The organism is Micromonospora orduensis, from assembly GCF_006228125.1.
Taxonomy (GTDB): domain Bacteria; phylum Actinomycetota; class Actinomycetes; order Mycobacteriales; family Micromonosporaceae; genus Micromonospora; species Micromonospora orduensis.
Genome location: NZ_VDFY01000182.1, coordinates 1 through 25,605, shown reverse-complemented (window position 1 = coordinate 25,605; position 25,605 = coordinate 1). Strand labels below are relative to the sequence as shown.

Genomic DNA, 25,605 nt, shown 5'->3' with positions numbered 1-25,605 from the left:
CTCCCTAAAGGGACAATGCCTCTTACTCTGGGCGACATGGTGTATCGGTACGAGTCCGATCAGGACGCTTTCGAGGAGTACCCGGAGCCCGGGTCCGACGTGGCCGAGTTCGACGGCCCGCCCCCGCCGGCCGGGCCCTCTCCGTCGCGCTTCCCCGCGCCGTCGCTGCCCAGGCCGAACCAGCTCGTCCTGCCGTCGTCGCAGCCGCCGCCGACCCGTGCCGAGATTCCGCTGGCCGCACCACGCGACCAGGTCTACACCTCGGCACAGCCGATCGAACAGACCAACCGGCGCGGCGGCGGCCGACTCTGGCAGGTGGTGATCGGCGGCGCGGCCGTCCTGGTCCTGCTCGCCCTCTGCGGCCTGGGCGCCGCCGCGCTCCTGTCCGAGCGCGACAAGCAGCAGCCGGAGACCAACCCGACGTACCAGCCGAACGCCGCCGCGTCCGCGCCCGCCGAACGGCAGGACATCGACTCCCGGGACACCGACCAGGCCCCGCTCACCGCCAGGGAGGTCTTCCCCGGCAAGGAACTCAAGCTCGCCGAAGGCCAGCCGCCCTACCAGGTGCTCAAGACACAGTCCAGCGGCAGTTGCGCCGTCGCCGCCACCGGCGAGGTGGCCGACATGCTGGTCCGGCTCGGCTGCAACCAGGTCGTACGCGCCACCCTGCGGACCCCCGACGGCGACCACCTGGTCACCACCGGCCTGTTCAACCTCACCGACAAGGCCAGCGCCGAGCGCACCCGGGAGCGCATCCGACAGCTTCTCGACGAACGGCAGGGCCGCTTCCGGGGCCTCACCGCCGGCAGCGACACCGACGTGCTGGGCACCGCCCCCGCCCGGGTCGGCTGGCAGGTACGCGGCCACTACCTGGCGTACGCGCTCGTGGTCCGCGCGGACGGCGCGGCCGTCAAGGCCGGCGACCCCAGGATCCGCGAGATCCTGTTCGACGTGATCGAGCTGCATCTCAGCAGGGGCGTGCTGCAGAGGCGCGCGGACGGCGGCACGGCCGGGCAACCGACGGCGGCGCCCACGGAGAGCAGCGGCACCCAGAGCGGCGAGCCGGGCGGCGGCGAACTGCCCGGCGACTGACCGCCGCGACCGGCCCGCCTGCTGCGGTCAGCCCTCGACGGGGACCCGCAGCCGGCGGGTCAGCTCGGCGCGGCGCGCGTACTCGGCCGGGTCCTGCGGGTAGCCCACCGCGACGAGGGTCAGCCCGTGCGCCGGCGCCACCGTCACCTCGCTGGACCGCTCCCGGTGGACGAGCAGACTGCCCGGCCACTGCACCGGGCGGCGGCCGTCGCCGGCCACCAGCATGGCCCCCACCAGGCTGCGCACCATGGCCTGGCAGAACGCGTCCGCCTGAACGGAGGCGACCAGGATGCCGTCGGGGTCCCGACGCCAGTCCAGCCGCGTCACCTCGCGCAGCGTCGTCGCGTTCTCCTTGCGCCGGCAGTACGCGGCGAAGTCGTGCTCCCCGACCAGGCCGGCGGCCGCGGCGTTCAGCGCGGCCAGATCCAGCGGTCGCGGCCAGGCCAGCACCTCGTGCCGCCGCAGCGGCTCCGCGCCGAACGGCGCGTCGGTCACCCGGTACTCGTAGCGCCGGAAGGTGGCCGAGAACCGGGCGTCGAACTCGTCCGGCACCTCGGTCATCGCTCGGACCCGCACGTCGGCGGGGAGCAGACGGGCCAGCCGGCGCAGCAACCGTCCCTCGTGCTGCCGCCACACGTCGACGGGCAGATCCAGGTGGCAGACCTGACCGGTGGCGTGCACCCCCGCGTCGGTGCGGCCGGCCACGGTCAACCCGGTGGCCGTACCGGCGCCGAGGACCAGGTCCAGGGTCTCGACGAGCACCCCCGCGACGGTCCGCCGGGTCGGCTGGGGCGCCCAACCGGAGAAACCGGCGCCGTCGTACGAGACGTCCAGCCGTAGCCGGATCCGCTCGTCCACCTCGTACCTCCTGTTACGGGTCGGGCCCGACACCCCGATGGGGTGCCGGGCCCGACAATGCCCTTGATCAGGCCTTGTTCTCGGTGGCCTCGTCGCTGTCCTCGCGGGCGGCGTTGGTGTCACCGGACGCCGACACCGGCGCGTCGGAGTCCTGGTCGGCCGGAGCCGACTGCGGGGTCTCGTCAGCCGGGGCGAGGGCCTCGACCTTGTCCTGCTGCGCGGCCTTGCGGGCGGCGGTCTTCTTGTTCGCCTTCGGCTCGGCGACCTGAAGCTCCTCCACCAGCTCGATGATCGCCATCGGAGCGGCGTCACCCTTGCGCGGACCGGTCTTCACGATCCGGGTGTAACCGCCGGGGCGGTTGGCGTACCGGGGCGCGATCTGGTCGAACAGGGCGTAGACGACGTCCTTGTCCTTGACGACACCCAGCACCCGACGCCGCGACGCGAGGTCACCGCGCTTGGCCTTGGTGATGAGCTGCTCGGCCAGCGGACGCAGCCGCCGGGCCTTCGTCTCGGTGGTCTGGATCTTGCCGTGCTGGAACAGCGCAGTGGCCAGGTTGGCCAGCATCAGCCGCTCGTGCGCGGGGCTGCCGCCGAGGCGGGGGCCCTTGGTGGGCGTGGGCATTTTTGGTGCTCCTCAGTTGTGGCGGCAGCGCGGACTAGAGCTGCTCGGTCTCGCGGTAGTCGTCGGTGTCGTAGTCGGCCTCGCCGAAGGTGTCCACGACGTGCGCCGGGTCGAAGTTCGGAGCCGAGTCCTTCAGCCCGAGACCCATCCCGGCGAGCTTCATCTTGACCTCGTCGATCGACTTCTGACCGAAGTTGCGGATGTCGAGGAGGTCGGCCTCGGTACGCCCGATGAGCTCACCAACGGAGTTGATGCCCTCGCGCTTGAGGCAGTTGTAGGAGCGGACGGTGAGGTCCAGCTCCTCGATCGGCAGGGCCAGGTCCGCCGCCAGCTGGGCGTCCTGCGGGGACGGCCCGATGTCGATGCCCTCGGCGGTCTCGTCCAGCTCCCGGGCCAGACCGAACAGCTCCACCAGCGTCGAACCGGCGGAGGCCAGCGCGGTACGCGGACCCATCGACGGCTTGGTCTCGACGTCGATGATCAGCCGGTCGAAGTCGGTGCGCTGCTCGACACGGGTCGCCTCGACGCGGTAGGTCACTTTCAGCACCGGCGAGTAGATCGAGTCGACCGGGATGCGGCCGATCTCGGCGCCGGACTGCTTGTTCTGCGCGGCCGTCACGTAGCCCCGGCCCCGCTCGACGGTCAGCTCCATGTCGAGCCGGCCCTTGCCGTTGAGGGTCGCGAGCTTCAGATCCGGGTTGTGCACCGAGACGCCGGCCGGGGGCTGGATGTCGCCCGCGGTCACGTCGCCCGGGCCCTGCTTGCGCAGGTACATGCTGACCGGCTCGTCGTGCTCGGAGCTGACGCACAGCTCCTTGATGTTCATGACGAGCTCGACCACGTCCTCCTTGACACCGGGGATCGTGGTGAACTCGTGCAGCACACCGTCGATCTTGATCGAGGTGACGGCCGCGCCCGGGATCGACGACAGCAGCGTGCGCCGCAGCGAGTTGCCCAGGGTGTAGCCAAAGCCCGGCTCCAGCGGCTCGATGGCGAACCGCGACCGGGTCTCGTTGATCGACTCCTCGGAGAGGGAGGGTCGCTGGCTGATGAGCATCTTTTCTCTTCTCTTCCGGGACGCCCGCTATTTGACGTCCACGACACAAACTGTTCCGGTGGCCCGCCCCGAGGGGCGGGCCACCGAACGAGCTCGGACTACTTGGAGTAGAGCTCGACGATCAACTGCTCCTGGACCTGCGTGTCGATGACCTGCCGGGCCGGGAGGGAGTGCACGAGCACCTTCATCTGGCTCGGGATGGCCTCGAGCCACGCCGGAACCGTCTTCGAGCCGGCCTGGGCCTGCGCGACGATGAACGGGGTGAGCTCCTTGCTCTTGCCCCGAACCTCGATGATGTCGTGCTCCTTGACGCGGTACGACGGGATGTCGACCTTCTTGCCGTTCACCGTGAAGTGACCGTGCTTGACCAGCTGGCGGGCCATGTCCCGCGAGTGGGCGTAGCCGGCCCGGTAAACGACGTTGTCCAGCCGCGACTCGAGGATCTGCAGGAGGACCTCACCGGTCTTGGCCTGCTTGCCGACGGCTTCCTCGTAGTAACCGCGGAACTGCTTCTCCAGCACGCCGTAGACACGGCGGGCCTTCTGCTTCTCACGGAGCTGGAGCAGGTACTCCGTCTCCTTGGTGCGGCCGCGGCCGTGCTGCCCGGGCGGGAACGGCCGGGACTCGAACGGGCACTTCGGTCCATCGCACTTGCTGCCCTTGAGGAACAGCTTCATCTTCTCCCGCCGGCAACGGCGGCAGTCAGCACCGGTGTAACGAGCCATCTCTCTCTACCTCTCAGACCCGACGACGCTTAGGCGGACGGCATCCGTTGTGCGGCTGCGGGGTGACGTCGGCGATCTGGCCGACCTCCAGCCCGACGGCCTGCAGCGAACGGATCGCGGTCTCCCGGCCGGAGCCGGGGCCCTTGACGAACACGTCGACCTTGCGCATGCCGTGCTCCATGGCCCGACGCGCGGCGGCCTCGGCGGCCAGCTGAGCGGCGAACGGAGTCGACTTGCGGGAGCCCTTGAAGCCCACCTGGCCAGCGGAGGCCCAGGAGATGACCGCACCGGTCGGGTCCGTGATGGACACGATGGTGTTGTTGAAGGTGCTCTTGATGTGCGCCTGCCCGTGGGCGACGTTCTTGCGTTCCTTGCGCCGGACCTTCTTGACAGCGGCTCCGGCACGAGCCTTCGGTGGCATAAGTCTGTGCGCTCCTAGTTACTTCTTGCCGGGCTTCTTCTTGCCGGCGACGGTCCGCTTCGGGCCCTTGCGGGTCCGCGCGTTGGTCTTGGTCCGCTGGCCACGCACGGGCAGACCCCGGCGGTGCCGGATGCCGGCGTAGCAGCCGATCTCAACCTTGCGGCGGATGTCAGCGGCGACCTCGCGGCGCAGGTCGCCTTCAACCTTGTAGTTGCCCTCGATGTGGTCGCGGAGCTGCACGAGCTCCTCGTCCGTGAGGTCCCGAGCGCGCTTGTCCGGCGAGATGCCGGTGGCGGCGAGTGTCTCCAGGGCGCGGGTGCGACCGACCCCGAAGATGTAGGTGAGCGCGATCTCCATCCGCTTCTCGCGGGGGAGGTCCACGCCGACTAGACGTGCCATGTGCGGGCGTACTCCTCGTGATGTGTGGCGGAGGTGTGGACCCGTCCCATCCCGCTACCGGCCGTCCCGTCTTTCCGACGCGGTGAGCGCCGGCGACCGGGATCGGTCGCTGCCCGAGCGGGCCCCGGCCTCCGACCGGGGGTCAGCCACGAAAGGAGTACGTCTTCACGTACCGCTCGTGGCTGGGACGAGCATGTGTGATGTGTGTCGCTGGGGATCTGCCCGGACCAACGCCACCCGGCCGGTCACGGCCGGACGGGCTGACTCAGCCCTGGCGCTGCTTGTGGCGCGGGTCGCTGCAGATGACCATGACCCGGCCGTGCCGGCGGATAACCCGGCACTTGTTGCAGATCCTCTTGACGCTCGGCTTGACCTTCACGGTTGCCTTACTTCCCATCTGGCCCGGCGACGCGGGGTACGCGAGACCGGACGTCGAAGACGGACACGGGACTTCCCGGCCGTCGTCAGGACTACTTGTAGCGGTAGACGATGCGCCCGCGGGTCAGGTCGTACGGCGAGAGTTCGACGACGACCCGGTCCTCCGGAAGGATGCGGATGTAGTGCTGCCGCATCTTGCCGCTGATGTGAGCCAGCACCTTGTGGCCGTTCGCGAGCTCCACCCGGAACATAGCGTTCGGCAGGGGCTCGATGACCCGACCCTCGATCTCAATGGCTCCGTCTTTTTTCGGCATGTCCTCCGCTGTCCTGACGTCGATTGCTCCGGGCGGCCCACAACGTCTTACACGGGAAACTGACCTTGATCAGAAGCCCGCGCCAGCCGCGGCTCCAGGACCCACCGAAGCGCAGGGTGGGCATGCCGGAGTGGACGCTGTGCGCCGATCAGAAAGTGTACGCCCGCCTGCGGGCCGTCGCCAAACCGGCCACCCACCGCGTCGCCGTGGCCGCCGGCTGTCCCCCGCCCGGGCGCCGGATGACCTTGTCGTAGTGACAGGCGGCGGGCGGTCAGCCGGCCGGCTCGTCCCGTTCATCCGGTTCGGCGGACCCCAGCTCACTTCGGCGCTCCCGCTTCGCCCGCCTGCGCTGCCGCTGGCGTTCCCGCTCGGCTGCTCGCCGCCGAGGCTCTCCCCCGGTCAGCCCGGTCACCGTCCGGACCACAAGCACCGCGCCCCACGGCCCGGCCACCCAGACCGGCCAGAAGTAGAGCAGGTCCCCACTGAGCAGCGAGGTCACCGCCCAGATGGTCACCACGACGGCGATCACCTGCAGGTACGGCAGCCACACCTCGGCCAACCAGCGGGCCGTGACGCCACGGCCCGCAGGGGCGGGCTGGCCGTCGCTCACCGGCGCGGCCGGGTCGACCGGCGCCACCGCCGAGCGCTCGGCGGGCGTCACCGGCGGCAGGTCGGTCAGCAGGGCGTTCAACTCGGCGTACGTCCGCGCCGCGTACGCCCGCTGCAAGCGCTCGTCGTACTCGTGCAGGTCGAGTCGACCCTCGCTGAGGGCGACCCGCAGGCGGTCGGCCACCGCCTCCCGGTCCGCGTCCGCGGCCCGCATCCCGTCGCGCCCGTCCATGCCGGCAAGCATGCCACCGACACGCCAGCCGCGTCCCACCCCGGACGGCCCGTCGGGGCGTCAGGACGCGGCCGAGACCGCTGGTTGGCGGGCGGTCACCAGGTCGCCCAGGCGGGCGCGGCCTCCGTCGAAGGCGGTGAGCACCCAGACGCCGTCGGGCAGCAGGGCCATCGAGTGCTCGACGTGTGCCGCAACCGAACCGTCCCGGGTGACGACCGTCCAGCCGTCGGCCAGTTCGACCGTCCGCGGCGACGCCATGGTGATCATCGGCTCGATGGCCAGCGCCATGCCGGGGACCAGCCGCAGCCCCTTACCCGGACGGCCGTGGTTGAGCACGTGCGGGTCCTGGTGCATCTCGGTGCCGATGCCGTGCCCGCCGTAGCCGTCGACGATGCCGTACCGGCCGCCCTTACGGACGGCGGTCTCCACGGCGTGGGAGATGTCGGTGAGCCGCCCCTTGCCGCTGGCGGCGCCCCGCGCGGCAGCCGCGATACCGGCCCACATCGCGTCCTCGGCCACCTCGGCCATCTTGAGCAGCGCCGGGTCGACCTCGCCGACGCCCACGGTGATCGCCGAGTCGCCGTGCCAGCCGTTCAGCACCGCGCCGCAGTCGATCGAGATGAGATCGCCCTCGGCGAGCACCTGCTTGGCCGAGGGGATGGCGTGCACGATCTGCTCGTTCACCGAGGAGCAGATCGACGCCGGAAAGCCGTGGTAGCCCTTGAACGACGGAACGGCACCCGCCTCGCGGATGGTCGACTCGGCGATGGCGTCCAGATCGGCGGTGCTCACACCGGGGGCGACGGCCTCGCGCATCCGGCGCAGCGCCTCGGCGACCACCAGCCCGGCGGCCCGCATCTTCTCGATCTGGTCAGGGGTCTTCAGCTGGATGTCCAGCTGGGGACGACGCATGGAGCGATTACCTTTCGTTGCCGAACAGCGGGGCACGTCTCGCGTACCCCGCTGTTCGCACTCTATCCGCCGTGGCCCGGCCGGACCTCAGCCGCCGTACGACCGCAGCGCGTCGATGGCCCGGGTGGTGACGTCCTCCACCGGGCCGGTGGCGTCGATCCCGACCAGCTTGCCCTGGGCGCCGTAGTAGTCGACCAGGGGCGCGGTCTTCTCGCTGTACTCGCGGAGCCGCGTGGCGATCGTCTCCGGCTTGTCGTCGTCGCGCTGGAACAGCTCGGCGCCGCACCGGTCACAGATCCCCGGACGCGTGGTGGCGTCGAACTCGACGTGCCAGATCTTGCCGCAGCCCCGGCAGGTACGCCGGCCGGAGAGCCGCCGGATCACCTCGTCGTCGTCGACGACCAGCTCCAGGACCAAGTCGAGGGCCGTGCCCAGGTCGGCGAGGAGCTTGTCCAGAGCGGCGGCCTGCGGAGTGGTCCGCGGGAAGCCGTCCAGCAGGAAGCCCTCGCTGGCGTCGGGCTCGGCCAGCCGGTCCCGGACCATGTTGATGGTGACCTCGTCCGGAACCAGCTCGCCCGCGTCCATGTACCGCTTCGCCTCGACACCGAGGGGCGTGCCCTGGGTGACGTTCGACCGGAAGATGTCCCCGGTCGAGATCTTCGGCACCGAGAGGTGTGCGGCGATGAACTCGGCCTGAGTGCCCTTGCCCGCGCCCGGCGGGCCAACCAGAACGAGTCTCATCTACCGCAGGAACCCTTCGTAGTTCCGCTGCATGAGTTGGCTCTCGATCTGCTTCACGGTCTCCAGACCGACGCCGACCATGATGAGCACAGCGGTGCCGCCGAACGGGAAGTTCTGGTACTGCTGGTTGTCCAGCCAGATGAAGAAGAAGTTCGGCAGGATCGAGATGACGCCCAGGTAGAGCGCGCCCGGCAGGGTGATCCGGCTGAGGATGAAGTCCAGGTAGTCGGCGGTCGGCTTGCCCGGGCGGATGCCCGGCACGAACCCGCCGTACTTCTTCATGTTGTCCGCGACCTCGGTCGGGTTGAACGTGATCGAGACGTAGAAGTACGTGAAGAAGATGATCATCAGGAAGTAGACCGTGATGTAGATCGGGCTACTCGGATTGACCAGGTTGTTCTCGATCCAGATCTGCGTCTTGCCCTTGTCGTTCTGGTCGAAGAACTGCAGGGCCAGCTGCGGCAGGTAGAGCAGCGACGAGCCGAAGATGACCGGGATGACACCGGCCTGGTTGACCTTCAACGGGATGTAGGTCGAGGTGCCGCCGTACATCCGCCGGCCGATCATCCGCTTGGCGTACTGCACCGGGATCCGGCGCTGCGCCTGCTCGATGAACGTGACCGCGGTGATGACCACCAGAACCAGCGCGATGACCAGGGCGAACATGTCCCAGCCCTTGCTGGTCTTGATCTGCCAACCCTCGCTGGGCAGCCGCGCCGCGATCGAGGTGAAGATCAGGACGGACATGCCGTTGCCGACGCCCCGATCGGTGATCAGCTCACCGAGCCACATGACCATGCCGGTGCCGGCGGTCATCGTCATCACCAGGATGGTCAGGGTCAGCCAGTCCGGGATGCCGGTGCCGGTCGGGATGATCGGGAACTGGTCGCACTTGTTCTGGAAGAGCTGCCCCGAACGGGCCAGGGCGACGAACGCCGAGGCCTGCAGCACACCGAGACCGAGGGTCAGGTACCGCGTGTACTGGGTGATCTTCGCCTGGCCGGCCTGGCCCTCCTTGCGGAGCTGCTCCAAGCGCGGGATCACGACGGTCAGCAGCTGCAGGATGATCGACGCCGTGATGTAGGGCATGATGCCCAGCGCGAAGACCGAGAGCTGTAGCAGCGCCCCGCCGGAGAAGAGGTTGAGCAGGTTCACCACCCCGGTGGTGTCACCCTGGATGGAGTCGAGGCACTTCTGCACGTTGCCGTACGAGACGCCTGGGCTGGGGAGCGTGGCACCCAGCCGGTAGACCGCGATGATGCCTACTGTGAACAGCAGCTTCTTGCGCAGGTCAGGCGTACGGAACGCACTGAGAAAGGCGGACAGCAACTTCTTCCTCCTGCGCGAGGCGGGCCGCCGGTGATCCCTGGCGGGTCGGGGTGGATCACGGGCGAGCGCCCGCAATCCATGGCTGGGATGGGACTCTAACAGCCCTGTCCCGCTCCGGGCAGGTGCGCCCGGCTACATAAACCGATTCCGATATTACCGGGCGCACATGGCCCAGGAAGACCATGGCGTCCGTCCAGTTACTCACAACTGGGACGGACGCCATGGTCGTACGCCTTACAGCTCGGTGACGGAGCCACCGGCGGCAGCGATCTTCTCCTTGGCCGACGCGCTGAACGCGTGCGCCGACACCTGGAGCGCCACCCCGCCGAGGTCCCCGGTGCCGAGGACCTTGACCGGGTGGCCCTTGCGGACCGCACCGGCCTCGACCAGCTCCAGCGGACCAACCTGGCCGCCGTTCGGGAACAGCTCGGCGAGCCGGTCCAGGTTGACCACCTGGAAGACCACCTTGAACTTGTTCTTGAAGCCCTTCATCTTCGGCAGGCGCATGTGAATGGGCATCTGCCCACCCTCGAACGCCGCGGAGATGTTCTTGCGGGCCTTGGAACCCTTGGTACCGCGACCAGCGGTCTTGCCCTTGGAACCCTCACCGCGACCCACACGGGTCTTCGCGGTCTTGGAACCGGGCGCCGGGCGCAGGTGATGCACCTTGATCGTCATTACTCGACCTCCTCGACCTTCACGAGGTGGTTCACAGTGAAGATCATGCCGCGGATCTCGGGCCGGTCCTCCTTGACCACCACGTCGTTGATCCGCTTGAGACCGAGCGAACGCAGCGAGTCACGCTGGTTCTGCTTGGTCCCGATACCGGACCGGACCTGGGTGACCTTCAGACGTGCCATCAGTGCGCCACCCCCGCACGCGACGCCAGCATGGCGGCCGGCGCGACGTCCTCCACCGGCAGGCCACGACGCGCCGCGACCTGCTCGGGGGACTCGAGCCCCTTCAGGGCCGCCACGGTGGCGTGCACGATGTTGATCGGGTTCGACGAACCGAGGCTCTTGGAGAGCACGTCGTGGATCCCGGCGCACTCCAGCACGGCACGCACCGGACCACCGGCGATGACACCCGTACCGGCCGAGGCCGGCTTGAGCAGCACCACGCCAGCGGCGTCCTCACCCGTCACCGGGTGCGGGATCGACTGGCCGATACGCGGAACCTTGAAGAAGTGCTTCTTGGCCTCCTCGACACCCTTGGCGATGGCCGCGGGCACCTCCTTGGCCTTTCCGTAGCCCACGCCGACCGTGCCGTCGCCGTCGCCCACGATCACCAGGGCGGTGAAGCTGAAGCGACGACCACCCTTCACGACCTTGGCGACGCGGTTGATCGCGACGACCCGCTCAAGGTGCGGGGTCTTCTCGACGGGCGCGTTTCCGCGGCCGCCCTCACGGCGGTTGTCGCGGCGACCACCCTCGTTGCCACCGGACCCGCCGCCACGGCGCTGTTGACCTGGCATCAGCAGCCTTCCTTATCTCTCGTGACGGGGTTGTTTAGAACTCGAGCCCGGCTTCGCGGGCGGCGTCGGCAAGCGCGGCGACACGCCCCGCGTACCGGTTGCCACCGCGGTCGAAGACGACCTTGGAGACGCCGGCGGCCTTGGCCCGCTCGGCGAGCAGGGCGCCCACCTTGCCGGCGAGGGCGCTCTTGTCGCCCTCCGTACCGCGCAGCGAGGCGTCCAGGGTCGACGCCGACGCCAGGGTGTGACCCTTGGAGTCGTCGACGATCTGGGCGACCATGTGCCGCAGCGAACGGGTGACGACCAGGCGCGGACGCTCGGCCGTACCGGTGACGTTCTTGCGGACGCGGAAGTGCCGACGCGCACGCCCAACGGCGCGCTTGGCGGCGACGCCGCGGCGGCGCTTGAGCAGCGTGGCGCTCACTTCTTACCTGCCTTTCCGGCCTTGCGGCGGATGACCTCGCCCTGGTACTTCACGCCCTTGCCCTTGTAGGGCTCCGGCGGGCGGATCTTCCGGATGTTGGCGGCGACCTCACCGACCTGCTGCTTGTCGATGCCGGCCACATGGAACAGGGTCGGCCGCTCCACCGTGAAGGTGATGCCCGCCGGGGCGGCGACGACCACCGGGTGCGAGAACCCGAGCGCGAACTCGAGGTCCGAACCCTTGGCGGTGACCCGGTAACCGGTGCCGGCGATCTCCAGGCTCTTGCGGTAGCCCTCGGTGACCCCGACGATCATGTTGGCGATCAGCGTGCGGCTCAGGCCGTGGAGCTCCTTGGCCTTGCGCTCGTCGTTCGGCCGGTTGACGCTCAGCTGCCCATCCTCGGCCCGCTCGATCGTGATCGGCTCGGCGAGGGTGTGCTGGAGCTGGCCCTTGGGGCCCTTGACCTTGACGGTCTGCCCGTCGATCGTGATGTCGACGCCGGCTGGTACCGGGATCGACTTACGTCCAATTCGCGACATTTCTACCTGTCTCCCGTTACCAGACGAAGGCGAGGACTTCCCCGCCAACACTCCGCTTGCGGGCCTGCCGGTCGGTCAGCAGCCCCTGGGACGTCGAAATGATCGCCACGCCCAGCCCACCGAGCACCCGCGGGAGCCCGTCCGACTTGGCGTACACCCGGAGACCGGGCTTGGACACGCGCTTGATGCCGGCCAGGCTCCGCTCCCGGTTCTGGCCGTACTTCAGCTCGACGACCAGTCGCTTGCCGACGGCGCCCTCCTCGGGCTCCTCGACCGACCAGGTGGCGATGTAACCCTCGGCCTTCAGGACCTCGGCGATGTTCGCCTTGATCTTGGAGTAGGGCATCTTCACCTGATCGTGGTACGCCTGGTTGGCGTTACGCAGACGCGTGAGCATGTCTGCGATCGGGTCGGTCATCGTCATGGATTTCGTCAGCCTTTCTCGCCGGGGTTCCCGGGGCATCAGCCCCGGGCCTACGGCGAAGAGCAATACCTAATCGGTGCAGGAGTTCCCGGCTGACAGCCGGGACGCGGTCGCCCTTACCAGGAAGCCTTGGACACGCCCGGCAGCTCACCGCGGTGGGCCATCTCCCGGATGCAGACCCGGCAGAGACCGAACTTGCGGTAGACCGCCTTCGGACGCCCGCACCGCTGGCAGCGGGTGTACGCGCGAACCGAGAACTTCGGCTTCGCGGCCGCCTTGATGATCAGCGCCTTCTTGGCCATCTCAGTTCTCCTTGAACGGGAAGCCCAGGAGCTTGAGCAGCGCCCGGCCCTCGTCGTCGGTCGTGGCGGTCGTGACCACCGTGATGTCCATGCCCCGCTGGCGATCGATCCTGTCCTGGTCGATCTCGTGGAACACCGACTGCTCGGTCAGACCGAACGTGTAGTTGCCGTGCCCGTCCAGCTTGCGCCCGTCGAGACCGCGGAAGTCGCGGATACGCGGCAGGGAGATGGACAGCAGCCGGTCCAGGAACTCCCACATCCGGTCACCGCGAAGGGTGACCTTCGCGCCGATCGGCATGCCCTCGCGGAGCTTGAACTGCGCGATGGACTTGGTCGCCCGCCGCACCTGCGGCTTCTGGCCGGTGATCGTGGCGAGGTCGCGGACCGCGCCGTCGATCAGCTTGGCGTCGCGAGCAGCCTCGCCGACACCCATGTTGACGACGATCTTGACCAGCCGCGGCACCTGCATGGGGTTGCCGTAGCTGTGCTGCTCACGCAGCTGGGCCACGATCTCGTTGCGGTACCGCTCCTTGAGGCGCGGCATGGTCTTTTCGGTAGCCGTGGTCATCACAGGTCCTTACCGGTGCTACGCGCGATGCGGACCTTCTGGCCGTTGTCGTCGATCCGGTAACCGACGCGGGTCGGCTTGCCGTCGGAGTCCAGGACCTGCACGTTCGAGACGTGGATCGGGGCCTCCTGGGTGACGATGCCGCCGGTCTTGGCGCCACGCTGGGTGGTGCTGATGCGGGTGTGCTTCTTGACCCGGTTCACGCCCTCGACGAGGACCTTGTCCTGCCGCGGGTAGGCCGCGATGACCTTGCCCTTGGCACCCTTGTCCTTGCCGGCGATGACGACGACCGTGTCGCCCTTCTTGACCTTCACGGTCACAACACCTCCGGCGCGAGGGAAATAATCTTCATGAACCGCTTGTCCCGCAGCTCCCGGCCCACCGGGCCGAAGATGCGGGTACCGCGCGGGTCCCCACCGTCCTTGATGATGACGGCGGCGTTCTCGTCGAAGCGGATGTACGAGCCGTCCGGCCGACGCTTCTCCTTGGCGGTGCGAACGACGACGGCCTTGACGACGTCGCCCTTCTTGACACCGGCACCCGGGATCGCGTCCTTGACGGTGGCCACGATGACGTCGCCGATACTCGCGTAGCGCCGACCGGAGCCACCGAGAACCCGGATGCACAGGATCTCCCGAGCACCCGTGTTGTCGGCGACGCGCAGTCGCGACTCCTGCTGAATCACGTCTATCTCCTATGTCTGCCGGTTCTCCGGCCGCCGTGGCGGCCGGAGCCTGGCGGAACCAACGCCCGACGCAACGCCGGGCGAGCTCGAGCCTTCGCTACTTGGCCTTTTCCAGGATCTCCACGATCCGCCAACGCTTGGTGGCGCTCAGCGGCCGGGTCTCCATGATCAGGACCCGGTCGCCGGTGCCGGCGGCGTTCTGCTCGTCGTGCACCTTCAGCTTGCTCGTACGGCGCATGATCTTGCCGTAGAGAGCGTGCCGAACCCGGTCCTCGACCTCGACCACGACGGTCTTGTCCATCTTGTCGCTGACCACCAGGCCCTCACGGACCTTGCGGCGGGACCGCGCGGCGGCGGTGGCGGTGTCTTCGGTCATGATGCAGTCACCTCAGTCGGCGCGGCCGAGAGCCCCAGCTCGCGCTCGCGCATGATCGTGTAGATCCGGGCGATCTCCCGACGGATGACCTGCAGCCGCCGGTTGTTGTCCAGCTGCCCGGTTGCGGCCTGCACGCGGAGGTTGAACAGCTCCGCCTTGGCCTCCCGCAGCTTCGTGACCAGCTCCTCCTCGGAGAGCTCACGCAGCTCGGTCGCCTTAACGCCCGCTGCCATCAGGATTCACCCACTTCGCGCGTAACAATGCGGCACTTCATCGGGAGCTTGTGGATCGCGCGACGCATGGCCTCTCGCGCGATCTGCTCGTTGGGGAAGGACATCTCGAAGAGAATCCGACCCGGCTTGACGTTGGAGACCCACCACTCCGGCGAACCCTTACCGGAACCCATCCGGGTCTCGGCAGGCTTCTTGGTGAGGGCCTGGTCCGGGAAGATCGTGATCCAGACCTTGCCGCCACGCTTGATGTGACGGGTCATCGCGATACGCGCCGACTCGATCTGGCGGTTGGTCACGTACGCCGGCTCGAGAGCCTGGATCCCGAACTCGCCGAACACCACCCGGTTACCACCCTTGGACGCGCCACTGCGGTCCGGGTGGTGCGGCTTGCGGAAGCCCTTCGGGGGCTTGCGCGGCATCAGCATCTGTCAGCCCTCCTGCTGCGTTTCTGCCGGAGCAGCCGCGGCGGCGACAGCAGCGCTGTCCACCGGCTCGCCGCTCGGCGTCTCGGCCTGCTGCGCGATGGTGGTCGCAGCAGCCCGGCCGGCCTCGGTGCCGCCAGCCGTCGTGCCGGACGAACCCGACCGGCCACGGCGCGGACGCTCGGGACGGTCGCCACGCTCACCACGACGCGGGCGGGACGGACCGGCCTCGGCCGGAGCCTCCCGGCCCGGGACGGCGTCGCCCTTGTAGATCCAGACCTTCACACCGATCCGGCCGAACGTGGTACGAGCCTCGAAGAAGCCGTACTCGATGTTGGCCCGCAGCGTGTGCAGCGGAACCCGGCCCTCGCGGTAGAACTCGGTCCGGCTCATCTCGGCGCCGCCGAGGCGACCCGAGACCTGAACCCGGATGCCCTTGCAGACCGGGTTCTTCATCGCCGACTGCATGGCCTTGCGCATCGCCCGACGGAAGCTGACCCGGCTGGACAGCTGCTCGGCCACGCCCTGCGCGACGAGCTGGGCGTCCGACTCGGGGTTCTTCACCTCGATGATGTTCAGCTGGACCTGCTTGCCGGTGAGCTTCTCCAGCTCGCCGCGGATCCGGTCGGCCTCCGCACCCTTACGGCCGATGACGATGCCCGGCCGGGCGGTGTGGATGTCGACCCGGACCCGGTCGCGGGTGCGCTCGATGTCGACCTTGGAAATCCCGGCGCGCTCCAGGCCCTTGGACATCATGCGGCGGATCTTGACATCCTCGCCGATGTAGTCCTTGTAGAGCTTGTCCGCGAACCAGCGGGACTTCCAGTCGGTCGAGATGCCGAGCCGGAACCCAGTGGGGTGAACCTTCTGACCCATTACTCGGCGCCCTCCGTCTTGCTCTGCGCTTCGGCCGGTGCGGCCTCCGTGGCCGGGGCGGCCTTCTTCGCCGCGGCCTTCCTCGGCGCTGCCGGCGCGACCGCCTCGACCGCCACGGTGATGTGACAGGTCCGCTTGCGGATCCGGTACGCCCGACCCTGCGCCCGAGGCTGGAACCGCTTCATCGTCGGGCCCTCGTCCACGAACGCCTCGCTGACGAGCAGCGCGTCGGGGTCCAGCCGCTCGTTGTTCTCCGCGTTGGCGATCGCGCTAGCGAGCACCTTGTACACCTGCTCGCTCGCAGCCTGCGGCGCGAACTGCAGCACCGTGAGCGCCTCCTTCGCGGGCAGGCCGCGGACGAGGTTGACCACCCGGCGCGCCTTCATCGGCGAGATGCGCACGTGCCGCGCAACCGCCCGCGCGCCCGGAAGCACCGGAGCGTCGCCCTTTCCTGGCATCGCTGTAACCCCTTGTTCCCTCTATCCGTATGCCCGCGGCGTCAGCGCCGACGGCTCTTCCGGTCGTCCTTCTCGTGACCCTTGAACGTGCGGGTCAGCGCGAACTCGCCGAGCTTGTGCCCGACCATCGCCTCGGTCACGAACACCGGGACGTGCTTGCGTCCGTCGTGCACCGCGATCGTGTGCCCGAGCATCTCCGGGATGATCGTCGAGCGCCGCGACCAGGTCTTGATCACGTTCTTCGAGCCCTTGTCGTTCTGCACTTCCACCTTCTTGAGCAGGTGGTCGTCTACGAACGGGCCCTTCTTCAGGCTGCGAGGCATGTCTTAACTCCCTCAGCCGCGCTTACGCGTGGCGTAGCGACGGCGGACGATCAGCTTGTCACTCGGCTGGCCCTTACGGCGGGTGCGGCCCTCGGGCTTACCCTGCGGGTTGACCGGGTGGCGACCACCGGAGGTCTTACCCTCACCACCACCGTGCGGGTGGTCGACCGGGTTCATGGCGACACCACGGACGGTCGGGCGCTTGCCCTTCCACCGCATACGGCCGGCCTTACCCCAGTTGATGTTCGACTGGTCGGCGTTGCCGATCTCGCCGACGCTCGCGCGGCAGCGCACGTCCACACGCCGGATCTCGCCGGACGGCATACGCAGGGTCGCGTACGCGCCCTCGCGGCCGAGCAGCTGGATGCCGACACCGGCGGAACGGGCCAGCTTGGCCCCGCCACCCGGACGCAGCTCCACGTTGTGGATCGTGGTACCGACCGGGATGTTGCGCAGCGGCAGGTTGTTGCCGGGCTTGATGTCGGCGCCCGGACCGGACTCGACGCGGTCGCCCTGCTTCATGTCCTTCGGCGCGATGATGTACCGCTTCTCGCCGTCGGCGTAGTGCAGCAGCGCGATGCGCGCCGTGCGGTTGGGGTCGTACTCGATGTGAGCGACCTTCGCCGGCACGCCGTCCTTGTCGACCCGCTTGAAGTCGATCAGACGGTACTGGCGCTTGTGACCTCCACCGTGGTGCCGCGTGGTGATCCGGCCGTGGGCGTTACGCCCGCCCTTCTTCGGCAGCGGAGCCAGCAGCGACTTCTCCGGCGTGGACCGGGTGATCTCGGCGAAGTCGGCGACACTGGAGCCACGTCGGCCCGGCGTCGTCGGCTTGTACTTACGGATAGCCATTGTCTACACCCCTCAGCTGACCGGGCCGCCGAAGGCCTCGATACGGTCACCGTCAGCCAGCTTCACGATCGCCCGCTTGGTCGCCTTGCGCTGACCGAAGCCGGTCTTGGTGCGCTTGCGCTTTCCCTGGCGGTTGAGCGTGTTGACCGTCAGGACGCGGACGTTGAAGATCTGCTGGATAGCGATCTTGATCTCGGTCTTGTTCGCGTCCGGGTGCACCAGGAAGGTGTACCAGTTCCGGTTCAGCTCGCTGTAGCTCTTCTCCGAGACGACCGGCGCCACGATGATGTCGCGCGGGTCGGCGATCGTGCTCACTTGCCACCCTCCTCGGTGGTCTCGGCGGGCACGCCCAGGAACTCGTCCAGGGCGTCCTTGGTGAAGACCACGTCGTCGGCCACCAGCACGTCGTACGTGTTCAGCTGGCCGGACTCGATCAGGTGCACCCGCGGCTCGTTGCGCAGCGACACCCAGTTCAGCTCGTCGGTGCTGCTCAGCACGACGAGAACCCGACGGGCCTCGGTGAGCTTGGTCAGCGTGGCCAGGGCCGCCTTGGTCGACGGCTTCTCGCCCGAGACGAACGCCTCGACAACGTGCACCTGCCCGGCGCGGGCCCGGTCGGAGAGGGCACCCCGCAGCGCGGCGGCCTTCATCTTCTTCGGGGTCCGCTGGCTGTAGTCACGCGGCACGGGACCGTGCACCACGCCACCGCCGGCGAACTGCGGCGCGCGGATCGAGCCCTGCCGGGCGCGACCGGTGCCCTTCTGCTTGTACGGCTTCTTGCCGCCGCCGGAAACCTCGGCGCGGGTCTTGGCCTTGTGCGTGCCCTGTCGGGCCGCCGCGAGCTGGGCCACCACGACCTGGTGCATCAGCGCGACGTTGGCCTGCACGTCGAAGATGTCCGCCGGCAGCTCGACCGAGCCGCTGGTGGTGCCTTCGACGGTGCGCACGTCAACGGTGGTCACTTCGCCGCACCGCCCTTCTTCACCTTGCTCTTGGCCGCGGTACGGACCAGAACCAGCGCGCCCTTGGGGCCGGGAATGGCACCACGGACGAGCAGGAGGTTGTTCTCGGTGTCGACCGCCTGGACGGTGAGGTTCTGCACGGTGTAGCGCACGCCACCCATGCGGCCGGCCATCCGGGTGCCCTTGAAGACACGACCCGGGGTGGCGCAGGCGCCGATGGAACCGGGCGAACGGTGCTTGCGCTCGACGCCGTGACCGGCGCCCAGACCGTGGAAGCCGTGCCGCTTCATCGGGCCGGCGTAGCCCTTGCCCTTGGTCTTTCCGGTGACGTCGATGGTGACGCCGGCCGGGAACTCCTCGACCGTGACCTCCTGGCCGAGCGAGTACTCACCGGCGTCCGTGGTGCGCAGCTCGACGATGTGCCGGCGCGGCGCCACGTCCGCCTTCGCGTAGTGCCCGCTGATCGGCTTCTTGACCTTGCGCGGGTCGATGTTGCCGTAGGCCAGCTGGACCGCGGAGTAACCGTCCTTCTCGGCGCTACGAACCTGGCTGATGACGCACGGGCCGGCCTCGACCACGGTCACGGGAACAACCTTGTTGTTGTCCCAGACCTGGGTCATGCCGAGCTTGGCGCCCAGGATCCCCTTGACTTGCCTGTCCATTTGTCCGGTCCCTACAGCTTGATCTCGATGTCGACGCCAGCCGGCAGGTCGAGGCGCATGAGCGAGTCGACCGTCTTCGGGGTCGGGTCGATGATGTCGATCAGCCGCTTGTGCGTGCGCATCTCGAAGTGCTCGCGCGAGTCCTTGTACTTGTGCGGCGAGCGGATAACGCAGAAACGGTTGATCTCCGTGGGCAGCGGCACCGGGCCCGCGACCTGCGCCCCGGTACGCGTCACCGTCTCGACGATCTTCCGAGCCGAGGAGTCGACGACCTCGTGGTCATAGGCCTTGAGCCGGATGCGGATCTTCTGTCCCGCCATGGTGGCTTCTGTTCCTTCTCTCGATGCCGCTGTGTTGCGGGCGCCTGTACCGGCTGGCACAGGCCCACTTCGCCGACCCCCGCGGTCGGGCGTGTCGCGCCCTCGGGCCGGGCTCCGCCCCGGGACTCCGGAGCGGTCCTGACCGCGCGGTGGGTCAAGGCGCCGATCGCATTACCGCGACCTGAACGCCGTGCGAGGGTGGTTGGCGACTGGGCCGCCAACCACCCTACGCTCGACTGTGCCGCCACCCGGAGGTTCAGCGAAAGCCGAACACAGGCGACGAACTGTCGTTACGCAACCTGACTAGTATGCCGCACGACCGGCGGCGGGTCTAATCGGGGTTACCTAGCTCACTTGACGATCTTGGTGACGAACCCGGCGCCGACGGTGCGGCCACCCTCGCGGATCGCGAACTTGAGGTTCTCCTCCATGGCGATGGGCTGGATCAGCTTCACCGACATGGTGGTGTTGTCGCCCGGCATGACCATCTCGGTGCCCTCGGGGAGGGTGACGACACCGGTGACGTCCGTGGTCCGGAAGTAGAACTGCGGACGGTAGTTCTGGAAGAACGGGGTGTGCCGGCCGCCCTCCTCCTTGGAGAGGATGTAGACCGTCGCCTCGAACTCCGTGTGCGGGGTCGTGGTGCCCGGCTTGACGACCACCATGCCGCGCTCGACGTCCTCGCGCTTGATGCCACGCAGCAGCAGACCGACGTTCTCGCCCGCGCGGGCCTCGTCGAGCAGCTTGCGGAACATCTCGATACCGGTGCAGACCGTCTTCTGCGACTTCTCGCGGATACCGACGATCTCCACCTCCTCGTTCGGCTTGAGGATGCCGCGCTCGGCGCGACCGGTGACGACGGTGCCACGACCGGTGATCGTGAAGACGTCCTCGATCGGCATGAGGAACGGCTTCTCGGTCTCGCGCTCCGGCTGCGGGATCGCGGTGTCGACAGCGGTCATCAGGTCCAGCAGCTTGCCGGTCCACTCGGGGTCACCCTCGAGGGCCTTCAGCGCCGAAACCCGAACGACCGGCAGGTCGTCACCCGGGTACTCCTGCGAGGAGAGCAGCTCGCGCACCTCGAGCTCGACGAGCTCCAGGAGCTCCTCGTCGTCGACCATGTCGCTCTTGTTGAGCGCCACGACGATGTACGGCACGCCAACCTGGCGGGCCAGCAGCACGTGCTCGCGGGTCTGCGGCATCGGACCGTCGGTCGCCGCGACCACCAGGATCGCGCCGTCCATCTGCGCGGCACCGGTGATCATGTTCTTGATGTAGTCCGCGTGGCCGGGGCAGTCGACGTGCGCGTAGTGCCGCGCCTCGGTCTGGTACTCGACGTGCGCGATCGAGATCGTGATGCCGCGGGCCTTCTCCTCCGGCGCCTTGTCGATCTCGTCGAACGGCGTGTACGGGTTCAGGTCCGGGTACTGGTCGTGCAGGACCTTGGTGATGGCCGCCGTCAGCGTCGTCTTACCGTGGTCGATGTGACCAATGGTGCCGATGTTGACGTGCGGCTTAGTCCGCTCGAACTTAGCCTTCGCCACTGGTGTCCTCCTGTGGACTTCTTGGTTCGTACGCCCGGCGCGCCGGTCGGCGCTTAGGACTCTGTCGACAGCCTTTCCGGCCTGAACGGCCGGAGAGCTTTTGTGGGTTCTGCGGCGATGAAGCCTACAGGCCCGGTCTCACGCGATCCGATCGCGGTGGCCGCGGGCGGGAAAACCCTCCCGCGACCAACCACGAATCACCTGCTCAGCGACGTTACTCGCCCGTCGCCTTGGCGATGATCTCCTTCGCCACGCTCTGCGGAACCTCGGCGTAGGAGTCGAACTGCATGCTGTAGCTAGCCCGGCCCTGGGTCTTCGACCGCAGGTCGCCGACGTAGCCGAACATCTCCGACAACGGCACCAGAGCCCTGACGATGCGGGCGCCGCTGCGCTCCTCCATCGCCTGGATGATGCCGCGGCGGGAGTTGAGGTCGCCGATGACGTCACCCATGTTCTCCTCAGGAGTGGTGACTTCAACGGCCATCATCGGCTCGAGCAGTGCGGGGTCGGCCTTGCGGGCCGCCTCCTTCATCACCATCGAGCCGGCGATCTTGAATGCCATTTCCGAGGAGTCGACCTCGTGGTACTGGCCGTCCAGCAGCGTCAGCTTCACACCGACGAGCGGGAAGCCCGCCAGGATGCCGTACTGCATGGCGTCCTGGGCACCGGCGTCGACCGACGGGATGAACTCCCGCGGGATGCGGCCACCGGTGACGGCGTTGGCGAACTCGTAGGTCGGCGAGTCGTTGTCCAGCGGAAGCGGCTCGACGCTCACGATGACGCGGGCGTACTGACCCGAACCACCGGTCTGCTTCTTGTGGGTGTACTCGATCTTCTCCACCTTGCGGCGGATCGTCTCGCGGTACGCCACCTGCGGCTTACCGATGTTCGCCTCGACGTTGAACTCGCGGCGCATCCGGTCGACCAGGATGTCCAGGTGCAGCTCGCCCATGCCAGCGATGACCGTCTGACCGGTCTCCTCGTCCAGCTTGACGCGGAAGGTCGGGTCCTCCTCGGCCAGCCGCTGGATGGCGGTGCTGAGCTTCTCCTGGTCGGCCTTGGTCTTCGGCTCGATGGCGACCTCGATGACCGGCTCCGGGAAGGTCATCGACTCCAGGATCACCGGGTTCGCCGGGTCGCACAGCGTGTCACCGGTGGTGGTCTGCTTGAGACCCTGCACCGCGATGATGTCGCCAGCCTGGGCCGAGCTGCGCTCTTCCCGCTTGTTGGCGTGCATCTGGTAGATCTTGCCGATCCGCTCCTTGCGGTCCTTGGTGGAGTTGACCACCTGGTTGCCGGTCTCGACCGTGCCCGAGTAGACCCGGACGTAGGTGAGCTTGCCAAGGTGCTTGTCGGTCTGGATCTTGAACGCCAGGCCGGAGAAGGGCTCGGCCTTGGACGGCTTCCGCAGCAGCGGGGTCTCGCCGTCGGTGGCCGTACCCTCGATCGCCGGAACGTCCAGCGGCGACGGCAGGAAGTCGACCACGGCGTCGAGCATGGGCTGGACGCCCTTGTTCTTGAACGCCGAGCCGCACAGCACCGGGTTGGCCTTGCCGGCGATGGTGGCACGCCGGATGGCGGCCTTGATCTCCTCGACGGAGACCTCCTCGCCTTCCAGGTACTTCTCCATCACCGAGTCGTCGACGTCGGCCAGGGTCTCCATCAGCTTCTCGCGCCACTCGGCCGCGGAGTCGGCCAGCTCGGCCGGGATCTCCTCGATCGCGTAGTCCTCACCCTTCTGGGTCTCCCCGCGCCAGGTGAGGGCGCGCATGCCGATCAGGTCCACGACGCCGATGTGGTCGCCCTCGAGCCCGATCGGGATCTGGAGCACCAGCGGGGTGGCGTTCAGCCGGTCGATCATCATCTGCACGCAGCGGAAGAAGTCGGCGCCGGTCCGGTCGAGCTTGTTGACGAAGCACATCCGCGGGACGTTGTACTTGTCGGCCTGCCGCCAGACGTTCTCCGTCTGCGGCTCCACGCCGGCGACACCGTCGTAGACCGCGACCGCACCATCCAGCACGCGCAGCGACCGCTCGACCTCGACCGTGAAGTCGACGTGACCGGGCGTGTCGATGATCTGGATCGTGTGGCCCTTCCACTCACACTTGGTAGCAGCGGAGGTGATGGTGATACCACGCTCCTGCTCCTGCTCCATCCAGTCCATGACGGCAGCGCCCTCGTGGACCTCACCGATCTTGTACGTGATGCCGGTGTAGAACAGGATCCGCTCGGTGGTCGTGGTCTTACCGGCATCGATGTGCGCCATGATGCCGATGTTGCGTACGTTGGCGAGCGCGTCTGCGGCGGCCACTTCAATCCCTACTTATCGTCGTCTCGACTCAACTGGTGGCGGTTCCGGCGCCCGAGAGCGCCGGAACCAGGGTGTTACCAGCGGTAGTGCGCGAAGGCCTTGTTGGACTCGGCCATCTTGTGCGTGTCCTCGCGCCGCTTGACGGCGGCACCAAGGCCGTTGCTCGCGTCCAGCAGCTCGTTCATGAGCCGCTCGACCATGGTCTTCTCGCGGCGGGCGCGGGAGTAGGTGACCAGCCAGCGCAGGCCCAGCGTGGTCGCCCGGGCGGGGCGCACCTCAACCGGAACCTGGTAGGTGGCGCCACCGACACGACGGCTGCGCACCTCGAGGGTCGGCTTGACGTTGTCCATCGCCCGCTTGAGGGTGACGACCGGGTCGGTGCCGGACTTCTCGCGGCAGCCCTCGAGGGCCGCGTACACGATGGACTCGGCGAGCTGACGCTTGCCGCGGAGCAGGATCTTGTTCACCAACTGGGTGACCAGCGGCGAGTTGTACACCGGGTCAGCGACCAGCGGCCGCCGCGGAGCGGGTCCCTTACGCGGCATGTCAGCTCTTCTCCTTCTTCGCGCCGTAACGGCTGCGCGCCTGCTTGCGGTTGCGGACACCCTGGGTGTCCAGCGAGCCGCGGACGATCTTGTAACGCACGCCGGGGAGGTCCTTCACACGGCCGCCACGCACGAGCACGATCGAGTGCTCCTGGAGGTTGTGGCCGACGCCCGGGATGTAGGCGGTCACCTCGATCTGGCTGCTGAGCTTGACACGAGCGACCTTGCGCAGCGCCGAGTTCGGCTTCTTCGGGGTCGTGGTGTACACGCGGGTGCACACGCCGCGCCGCTGGGGAGACCCCTTCAGCGCAGGAGTCTTGGTCTTGGTCGTCTTGGCCTGACGGCCCTTTCGGACCAACTGCTGAATGGTGGGCACCGGGTTTCTCCGCTCCCTTCGGCCGCACAGTCGCGGCCGCGCCGTCTGCTCGTTAGCCGGCCTGATGACCGGCTCTCCTACATTCCGGCCAGGGCCACCTCGCGGAGGTCCCGGCACCCGCGGTCGGGCGTGTCGCCCAACTCACGGTCCCGGTGCGGACGCTTTCGCGGACCTACCGGGTTCTGTCACCGGCACGCGGGTCGCCCCGCACCGGGTCTTTGGCTTGTCGTGCCCGCTGCCCGGCTCACCGGAACCAGCGCACGCACGAGTTGCCCGGGCAGGCCCGGGCACAAGAGGAAAGAGTACCTACCACAGCCGGCCAGGTCAAAACGGATTGGCCCGGCGGCCGTCTCACGCCCGCCAGTCGGATCTCGCTCTGCCCCGTCGCCCGCGATGGGCACCTACGGATACAAGTGTACCGGCTTCCCCACCGGACCACCCGTCGCCCCCGCAGCGGGCACCGCCGATCCGACCGGGCACCCGCGGCGACCACGCCACCCGGCCACCCGGCGGGTGACCGGCCTCACGTCAGGGAGATCAGCAGGGACAGGCCGAGCGCCAACAGGCTCAGCAACGCTCCCGCACCCCCGCAGCTGATGCCTGCCACCGCCAGCCCTCCGCCGGTGAACCGGACCGCGGACGGACCCGTCGGCCGGCGGATCTGCCGCCGACCGAGCAGGCCGGCCACGATCGCGGCCACCCCGGTCAGCACACCCAGCACCGCGAAGGCCCCGGACGCCCAGACCCCACCCTCGTTCGCGAAGGCCACCCCGAAGCAGATCACCAGCAACGAGACCAGGACCGACGCGATCCCGGCCACCAGCGCGCCGACGGCCAGACCCGAGGTGACCGGGGCCACGTCCAGGTACACGACGCCGTACGGCGTGCCGGGCACCGCCTCGACCCGCTTCGGTGGGCGACGCTGCTCGTCGGTCGGAGGCGGCACCGGAGTGCTCCAGCCGGGGGCCTGCCCCGGCTGGACCCACCCCGGCGGGGGCCCGTACCCGGACGGCGGCTGCCCCCAGCCGGGTGGCGGGGACGGCGCACCGGACACCGCGTACGGCTGGCCCGAGCCGGGCGCGGCGGCCACGCCCCATCCGGTCGGTGTCGCGCCCGCACCGGGCGGTGTCGCGCCGCCGCCGGGCGCCGGACCCCAGCCGGGCTGCGGCGTGCCCCAGCCCGGCTGGGGTCCGGCGCTGTCTCCTATACACATCTCCGAGCCCACGAGACCGGAGCC

General features: G+C 68.5%; 39 protein-coding genes. 1 reads left to right on the top strand and 38 read right to left on the bottom strand.

The genetic code is table 11. The features are described 5' to 3' along the window. Positions 1 to 36: 36 nt before the first annotated feature. Complete coding sequence (locus FHG89_RS20310) at positions 37 to 1,092, top strand: hypothetical protein (protein ID WP_244295653.1); 1,056 nt, start codon at positions 37 to 39, stop codon at positions 1,090 to 1,092. Between the two features lie 27 nt (positions 1,093 to 1,119). Here the strand turns inward: FHG89_RS20310 and truA are convergent, their stop codons facing one another. From truA to FHG89_RS20120, 38 genes are all read right to left on the bottom strand, one after another. After that, a complete protein-coding gene (truA, locus tag FHG89_RS20305; RefSeq protein WP_139585979.1) occupies positions 1,120 to 1,950 on the bottom strand; it encodes a tRNA pseudouridine(38-40) synthase TruA in 831 nt (276 codons plus the stop codon). 67 nt (positions 1,951 to 2,017) lie between these two features. Then, positions 2,018 to 2,575: a 50S ribosomal protein L17 gene (gene rplQ, locus FHG89_RS20300; protein ID WP_139585976.1), complete on the bottom strand. Its 558-nt coding sequence runs from the start codon at positions 2,573 to 2,575 to the stop codon at positions 2,018 to 2,020. Between the two features lie 34 nt (positions 2,576 to 2,609). After that, entirely contained in the window at positions 2,610 to 3,632 is a 1,023-nt protein-coding gene (locus FHG89_RS20295) for a DNA-directed RNA polymerase subunit alpha (protein ID WP_007465227.1), read from the bottom strand. Between the two features lie 98 nt (positions 3,633 to 3,730). Continuing rightward, entirely contained in the window at positions 3,731 to 4,357 is a 627-nt protein-coding gene (gene rpsD / locus FHG89_RS20290) for a 30S ribosomal protein S4 (RefSeq protein ID WP_030489600.1), read from the bottom strand. A 13-nt stretch (positions 4,358 to 4,370) separates the two neighbouring features. Then, on the bottom strand, positions 4,371 to 4,778 hold the full coding sequence (gene rpsK, locus FHG89_RS20285; RefSeq protein WP_030329919.1) for a 30S ribosomal protein S11: 408 nt from the start codon (positions 4,776 to 4,778) through the stop codon (positions 4,371 to 4,373). Between the two features lie 18 nt (positions 4,779 to 4,796). Next, positions 4,797 to 5,177 (bottom strand): 30S ribosomal protein S13, encoded by a 381-nt coding sequence (rpsM, locus tag FHG89_RS20280; protein ID WP_007465236.1) that lies wholly within the window; start codon positions 5,175 to 5,177, stop codon positions 4,797 to 4,799. A 265-nt stretch (positions 5,178 to 5,442) separates the two neighbouring features. Next, positions 5,443 to 5,556, bottom strand: coding sequence for a 50S ribosomal protein L36 (gene rpmJ / locus FHG89_RS20275; protein WP_043965539.1), 114 nt, complete (start codon positions 5,554 to 5,556; stop codon positions 5,443 to 5,445). Positions 5,557 to 5,647: 91 nt separating this feature from the next. Beyond that, positions 5,648 to 5,869 (bottom strand): translation initiation factor IF-1, encoded by a 222-nt coding sequence (gene infA, locus FHG89_RS20270; protein ID WP_007073013.1) that lies wholly within the window; start codon positions 5,867 to 5,869, stop codon positions 5,648 to 5,650. A 271-nt stretch (positions 5,870 to 6,140) separates the two neighbouring features. Continuing rightward, complete coding sequence (locus tag FHG89_RS20265) at positions 6,141 to 6,710, bottom strand: DUF1707 SHOCT-like domain-containing protein (RefSeq protein WP_244295651.1); 570 nt, start codon at positions 6,708 to 6,710, stop codon at positions 6,141 to 6,143. 60 nt (positions 6,711 to 6,770) lie between these two features. Next, positions 6,771 to 7,622 (bottom strand): type I methionyl aminopeptidase, encoded by an 852-nt coding sequence (gene map, locus FHG89_RS20260; protein ID WP_139585975.1) that lies wholly within the window; start codon positions 7,620 to 7,622, stop codon positions 6,771 to 6,773. Between the two features lie 87 nt (positions 7,623 to 7,709). Then, complete coding sequence (locus FHG89_RS20255; RefSeq protein WP_088950228.1) at positions 7,710 to 8,363, bottom strand: adenylate kinase; 654 nt, start codon at positions 8,361 to 8,363, stop codon at positions 7,710 to 7,712. Continuing rightward, entirely contained in the window at positions 8,364 to 9,692 is a 1,329-nt protein-coding gene (gene secY / locus FHG89_RS20250) for a preprotein translocase subunit SecY (protein WP_139585973.1), read from the bottom strand. A gap of 234 nt (positions 9,693 to 9,926) precedes the next feature. Further along, positions 9,927 to 10,370, bottom strand: a complete 444-nt coding sequence (rplO, locus tag FHG89_RS20245) for a 50S ribosomal protein L15 (RefSeq protein WP_088987584.1) — start codon at positions 10,368 to 10,370, stop codon at positions 9,927 to 9,929. Next, complete coding sequence (rpmD, locus tag FHG89_RS20240) at positions 10,370 to 10,552, bottom strand: 50S ribosomal protein L30 (protein WP_074314584.1); 183 nt, start codon at positions 10,550 to 10,552, stop codon at positions 10,370 to 10,372. The genes rplO and rpmD overlap by 1 nt, the downstream gene beginning before the upstream one ends. Next, the gene (gene rpsE, locus FHG89_RS20235; RefSeq protein ID WP_074314587.1) at positions 10,552 to 11,166 is read right to left on the bottom strand and encodes a 30S ribosomal protein S5; all 615 of its coding nucleotides are present in this window, start codon (positions 11,164 to 11,166) and stop codon (positions 10,552 to 10,554) included. The genes rpmD and rpsE overlap by 1 nt, the downstream gene beginning before the upstream one ends. 34 nt (positions 11,167 to 11,200) lie before the next feature. Beyond that, positions 11,201 to 11,590, bottom strand: coding sequence for a 50S ribosomal protein L18 (gene rplR, locus FHG89_RS20230; protein WP_139585972.1), 390 nt, complete (start codon positions 11,588 to 11,590; stop codon positions 11,201 to 11,203). Continuing rightward, positions 11,587 to 12,129 carry a 50S ribosomal protein L6 gene (gene rplF, locus FHG89_RS20225; protein WP_139585970.1) on the bottom strand — a complete coding sequence of 181 codons (543 nt, stop codon included), beginning with the start codon at positions 12,127 to 12,129 and terminating at the stop codon, positions 11,587 to 11,589. The genes rplR and rplF overlap by 4 nt, the downstream gene beginning before the upstream one ends. 16 nt (positions 12,130 to 12,145) lie before the next feature. Continuing rightward, a complete protein-coding gene (gene rpsH / locus FHG89_RS20220; RefSeq protein WP_007465270.1) occupies positions 12,146 to 12,553 on the bottom strand; it encodes a 30S ribosomal protein S8 in 408 nt (135 codons plus the stop codon). A 116-nt stretch (positions 12,554 to 12,669) separates the two neighbouring features. Further along, positions 12,670 to 12,855 carry a type Z 30S ribosomal protein S14 gene (locus FHG89_RS20215; RefSeq protein WP_007465272.1) on the bottom strand — a complete coding sequence of 62 codons (186 nt, stop codon included), beginning with the start codon at positions 12,853 to 12,855 and terminating at the stop codon, positions 12,670 to 12,672. Between the two features lies 1 nt (position 12,856). After that, positions 12,857 to 13,423, bottom strand: coding sequence for a 50S ribosomal protein L5 (gene rplE, locus FHG89_RS20210; protein ID WP_139585969.1), 567 nt, complete (start codon positions 13,421 to 13,423; stop codon positions 12,857 to 12,859). Then, positions 13,423 to 13,743: a 50S ribosomal protein L24 gene (gene rplX, locus FHG89_RS20205; protein WP_007465276.1), complete on the bottom strand. Its 321-nt coding sequence runs from the start codon at positions 13,741 to 13,743 to the stop codon at positions 13,423 to 13,425. Before rplX ends, rplE begins: the two co-directional genes overlap by 1 nt. Continuing rightward, a complete protein-coding gene (rplN, locus tag FHG89_RS20200; RefSeq protein WP_007073026.1) occupies positions 13,740 to 14,108 on the bottom strand; it encodes a 50S ribosomal protein L14 in 369 nt (122 codons plus the stop codon). The genes rplX and rplN overlap by 4 nt, the downstream gene beginning before the upstream one ends. A 97-nt stretch (positions 14,109 to 14,205) precedes the next feature. Further along, on the bottom strand, positions 14,206 to 14,484 hold the full coding sequence (gene rpsQ / locus FHG89_RS20195) for a 30S ribosomal protein S17 (RefSeq protein WP_109817183.1): 279 nt from the start codon (positions 14,482 to 14,484) through the stop codon (positions 14,206 to 14,208). Further along, the gene (rpmC, locus tag FHG89_RS20190) at positions 14,481 to 14,717 is read right to left on the bottom strand and encodes a 50S ribosomal protein L29 (protein ID WP_007465283.1); all 237 of its coding nucleotides are present in this window, start codon (positions 14,715 to 14,717) and stop codon (positions 14,481 to 14,483) included. Before rpmC ends, rpsQ begins: the two co-directional genes overlap by 4 nt. Beyond that, positions 14,717 to 15,142, bottom strand: a complete 426-nt coding sequence (gene rplP, locus FHG89_RS20185) for a 50S ribosomal protein L16 (protein ID WP_121653126.1) — start codon at positions 15,140 to 15,142, stop codon at positions 14,717 to 14,719. The genes rpmC and rplP overlap by 1 nt, the downstream gene beginning before the upstream one ends. A gap of 3 nt (positions 15,143 to 15,145) precedes the next feature. Continuing rightward, the gene (rpsC, locus tag FHG89_RS20180; protein WP_007465294.1) at positions 15,146 to 16,015 is read right to left on the bottom strand and encodes a 30S ribosomal protein S3; all 870 of its coding nucleotides are present in this window, start codon (positions 16,013 to 16,015) and stop codon (positions 15,146 to 15,148) included. Then, positions 16,015 to 16,473, bottom strand: a complete 459-nt coding sequence (rplV, locus tag FHG89_RS20175; RefSeq protein WP_139585967.1) for a 50S ribosomal protein L22 — start codon at positions 16,471 to 16,473, stop codon at positions 16,015 to 16,017. The genes rpsC and rplV overlap by 1 nt, the downstream gene beginning before the upstream one ends. A gap of 41 nt (positions 16,474 to 16,514) precedes the next feature. Beyond that, positions 16,515 to 16,796 carry a 30S ribosomal protein S19 gene (gene rpsS, locus FHG89_RS20170; protein WP_007465299.1) on the bottom strand — a complete coding sequence of 94 codons (282 nt, stop codon included), beginning with the start codon at positions 16,794 to 16,796 and terminating at the stop codon, positions 16,515 to 16,517. A 12-nt stretch (positions 16,797 to 16,808) separates the two neighbouring features. Further along, positions 16,809 to 17,648 carry a 50S ribosomal protein L2 gene (rplB, locus tag FHG89_RS20165; protein WP_007465301.1) on the bottom strand — a complete coding sequence of 280 codons (840 nt, stop codon included), beginning with the start codon at positions 17,646 to 17,648 and terminating at the stop codon, positions 16,809 to 16,811. A 12-nt stretch (positions 17,649 to 17,660) separates the two neighbouring features. Further along, positions 17,661 to 17,963 (bottom strand): 50S ribosomal protein L23, encoded by a 303-nt coding sequence (gene rplW, locus FHG89_RS20160; protein WP_007465304.1) that lies wholly within the window; start codon positions 17,961 to 17,963, stop codon positions 17,661 to 17,663. Further along, positions 17,960 to 18,610, bottom strand: coding sequence for a 50S ribosomal protein L4 (gene rplD, locus FHG89_RS20155; RefSeq protein ID WP_139585965.1), 651 nt, complete (start codon positions 18,608 to 18,610; stop codon positions 17,960 to 17,962). The genes rplW and rplD overlap by 4 nt, the downstream gene beginning before the upstream one ends. Beyond that, a complete protein-coding gene (gene rplC, locus FHG89_RS20150; protein ID WP_139585963.1) occupies positions 18,607 to 19,272 on the bottom strand; it encodes a 50S ribosomal protein L3 in 666 nt (221 codons plus the stop codon). Before rplC ends, rplD begins: the two co-directional genes overlap by 4 nt. 11 nt (positions 19,273 to 19,283) lie before the next feature. Continuing rightward, on the bottom strand, positions 19,284 to 19,592 hold the full coding sequence (gene rpsJ, locus FHG89_RS20145; RefSeq protein WP_007073037.1) for a 30S ribosomal protein S10: 309 nt from the start codon (positions 19,590 to 19,592) through the stop codon (positions 19,284 to 19,286). Between the two features lie 350 nt (positions 19,593 to 19,942). Next, the gene (tuf, locus tag FHG89_RS20140; RefSeq protein WP_139585961.1) at positions 19,943 to 21,136 is read right to left on the bottom strand and encodes an elongation factor Tu; all 1,194 of its coding nucleotides are present in this window, start codon (positions 21,134 to 21,136) and stop codon (positions 19,943 to 19,945) included. A 214-nt stretch (positions 21,137 to 21,350) separates the two neighbouring features. Further along, complete coding sequence (gene fusA / locus FHG89_RS20135; RefSeq protein ID WP_139585960.1) at positions 21,351 to 23,447, bottom strand: elongation factor G; 2,097 nt, start codon at positions 23,445 to 23,447, stop codon at positions 21,351 to 21,353. Positions 23,448 to 23,521: 74 nt separating this feature from the next. Then, positions 23,522 to 23,992 carry a 30S ribosomal protein S7 gene (gene rpsG / locus FHG89_RS20130; protein WP_076466673.1) on the bottom strand — a complete coding sequence of 157 codons (471 nt, stop codon included), beginning with the start codon at positions 23,990 to 23,992 and terminating at the stop codon, positions 23,522 to 23,524. A 1-nt stretch (position 23,993) separates the two neighbouring features. Continuing rightward, positions 23,994 to 24,368, bottom strand: a complete 375-nt coding sequence (gene rpsL, locus FHG89_RS20125; protein WP_007465318.1) for a 30S ribosomal protein S12 — start codon at positions 24,366 to 24,368, stop codon at positions 23,994 to 23,996. Between the two features lie 523 nt (positions 24,369 to 24,891). Beyond that, entirely contained in the window at positions 24,892 to 25,314 is a 423-nt protein-coding gene (locus FHG89_RS20120; protein WP_139586002.1) for a phage holin family protein, read from the bottom strand. Positions 25,315 to 25,605: the final 291 nt, after the last annotated feature.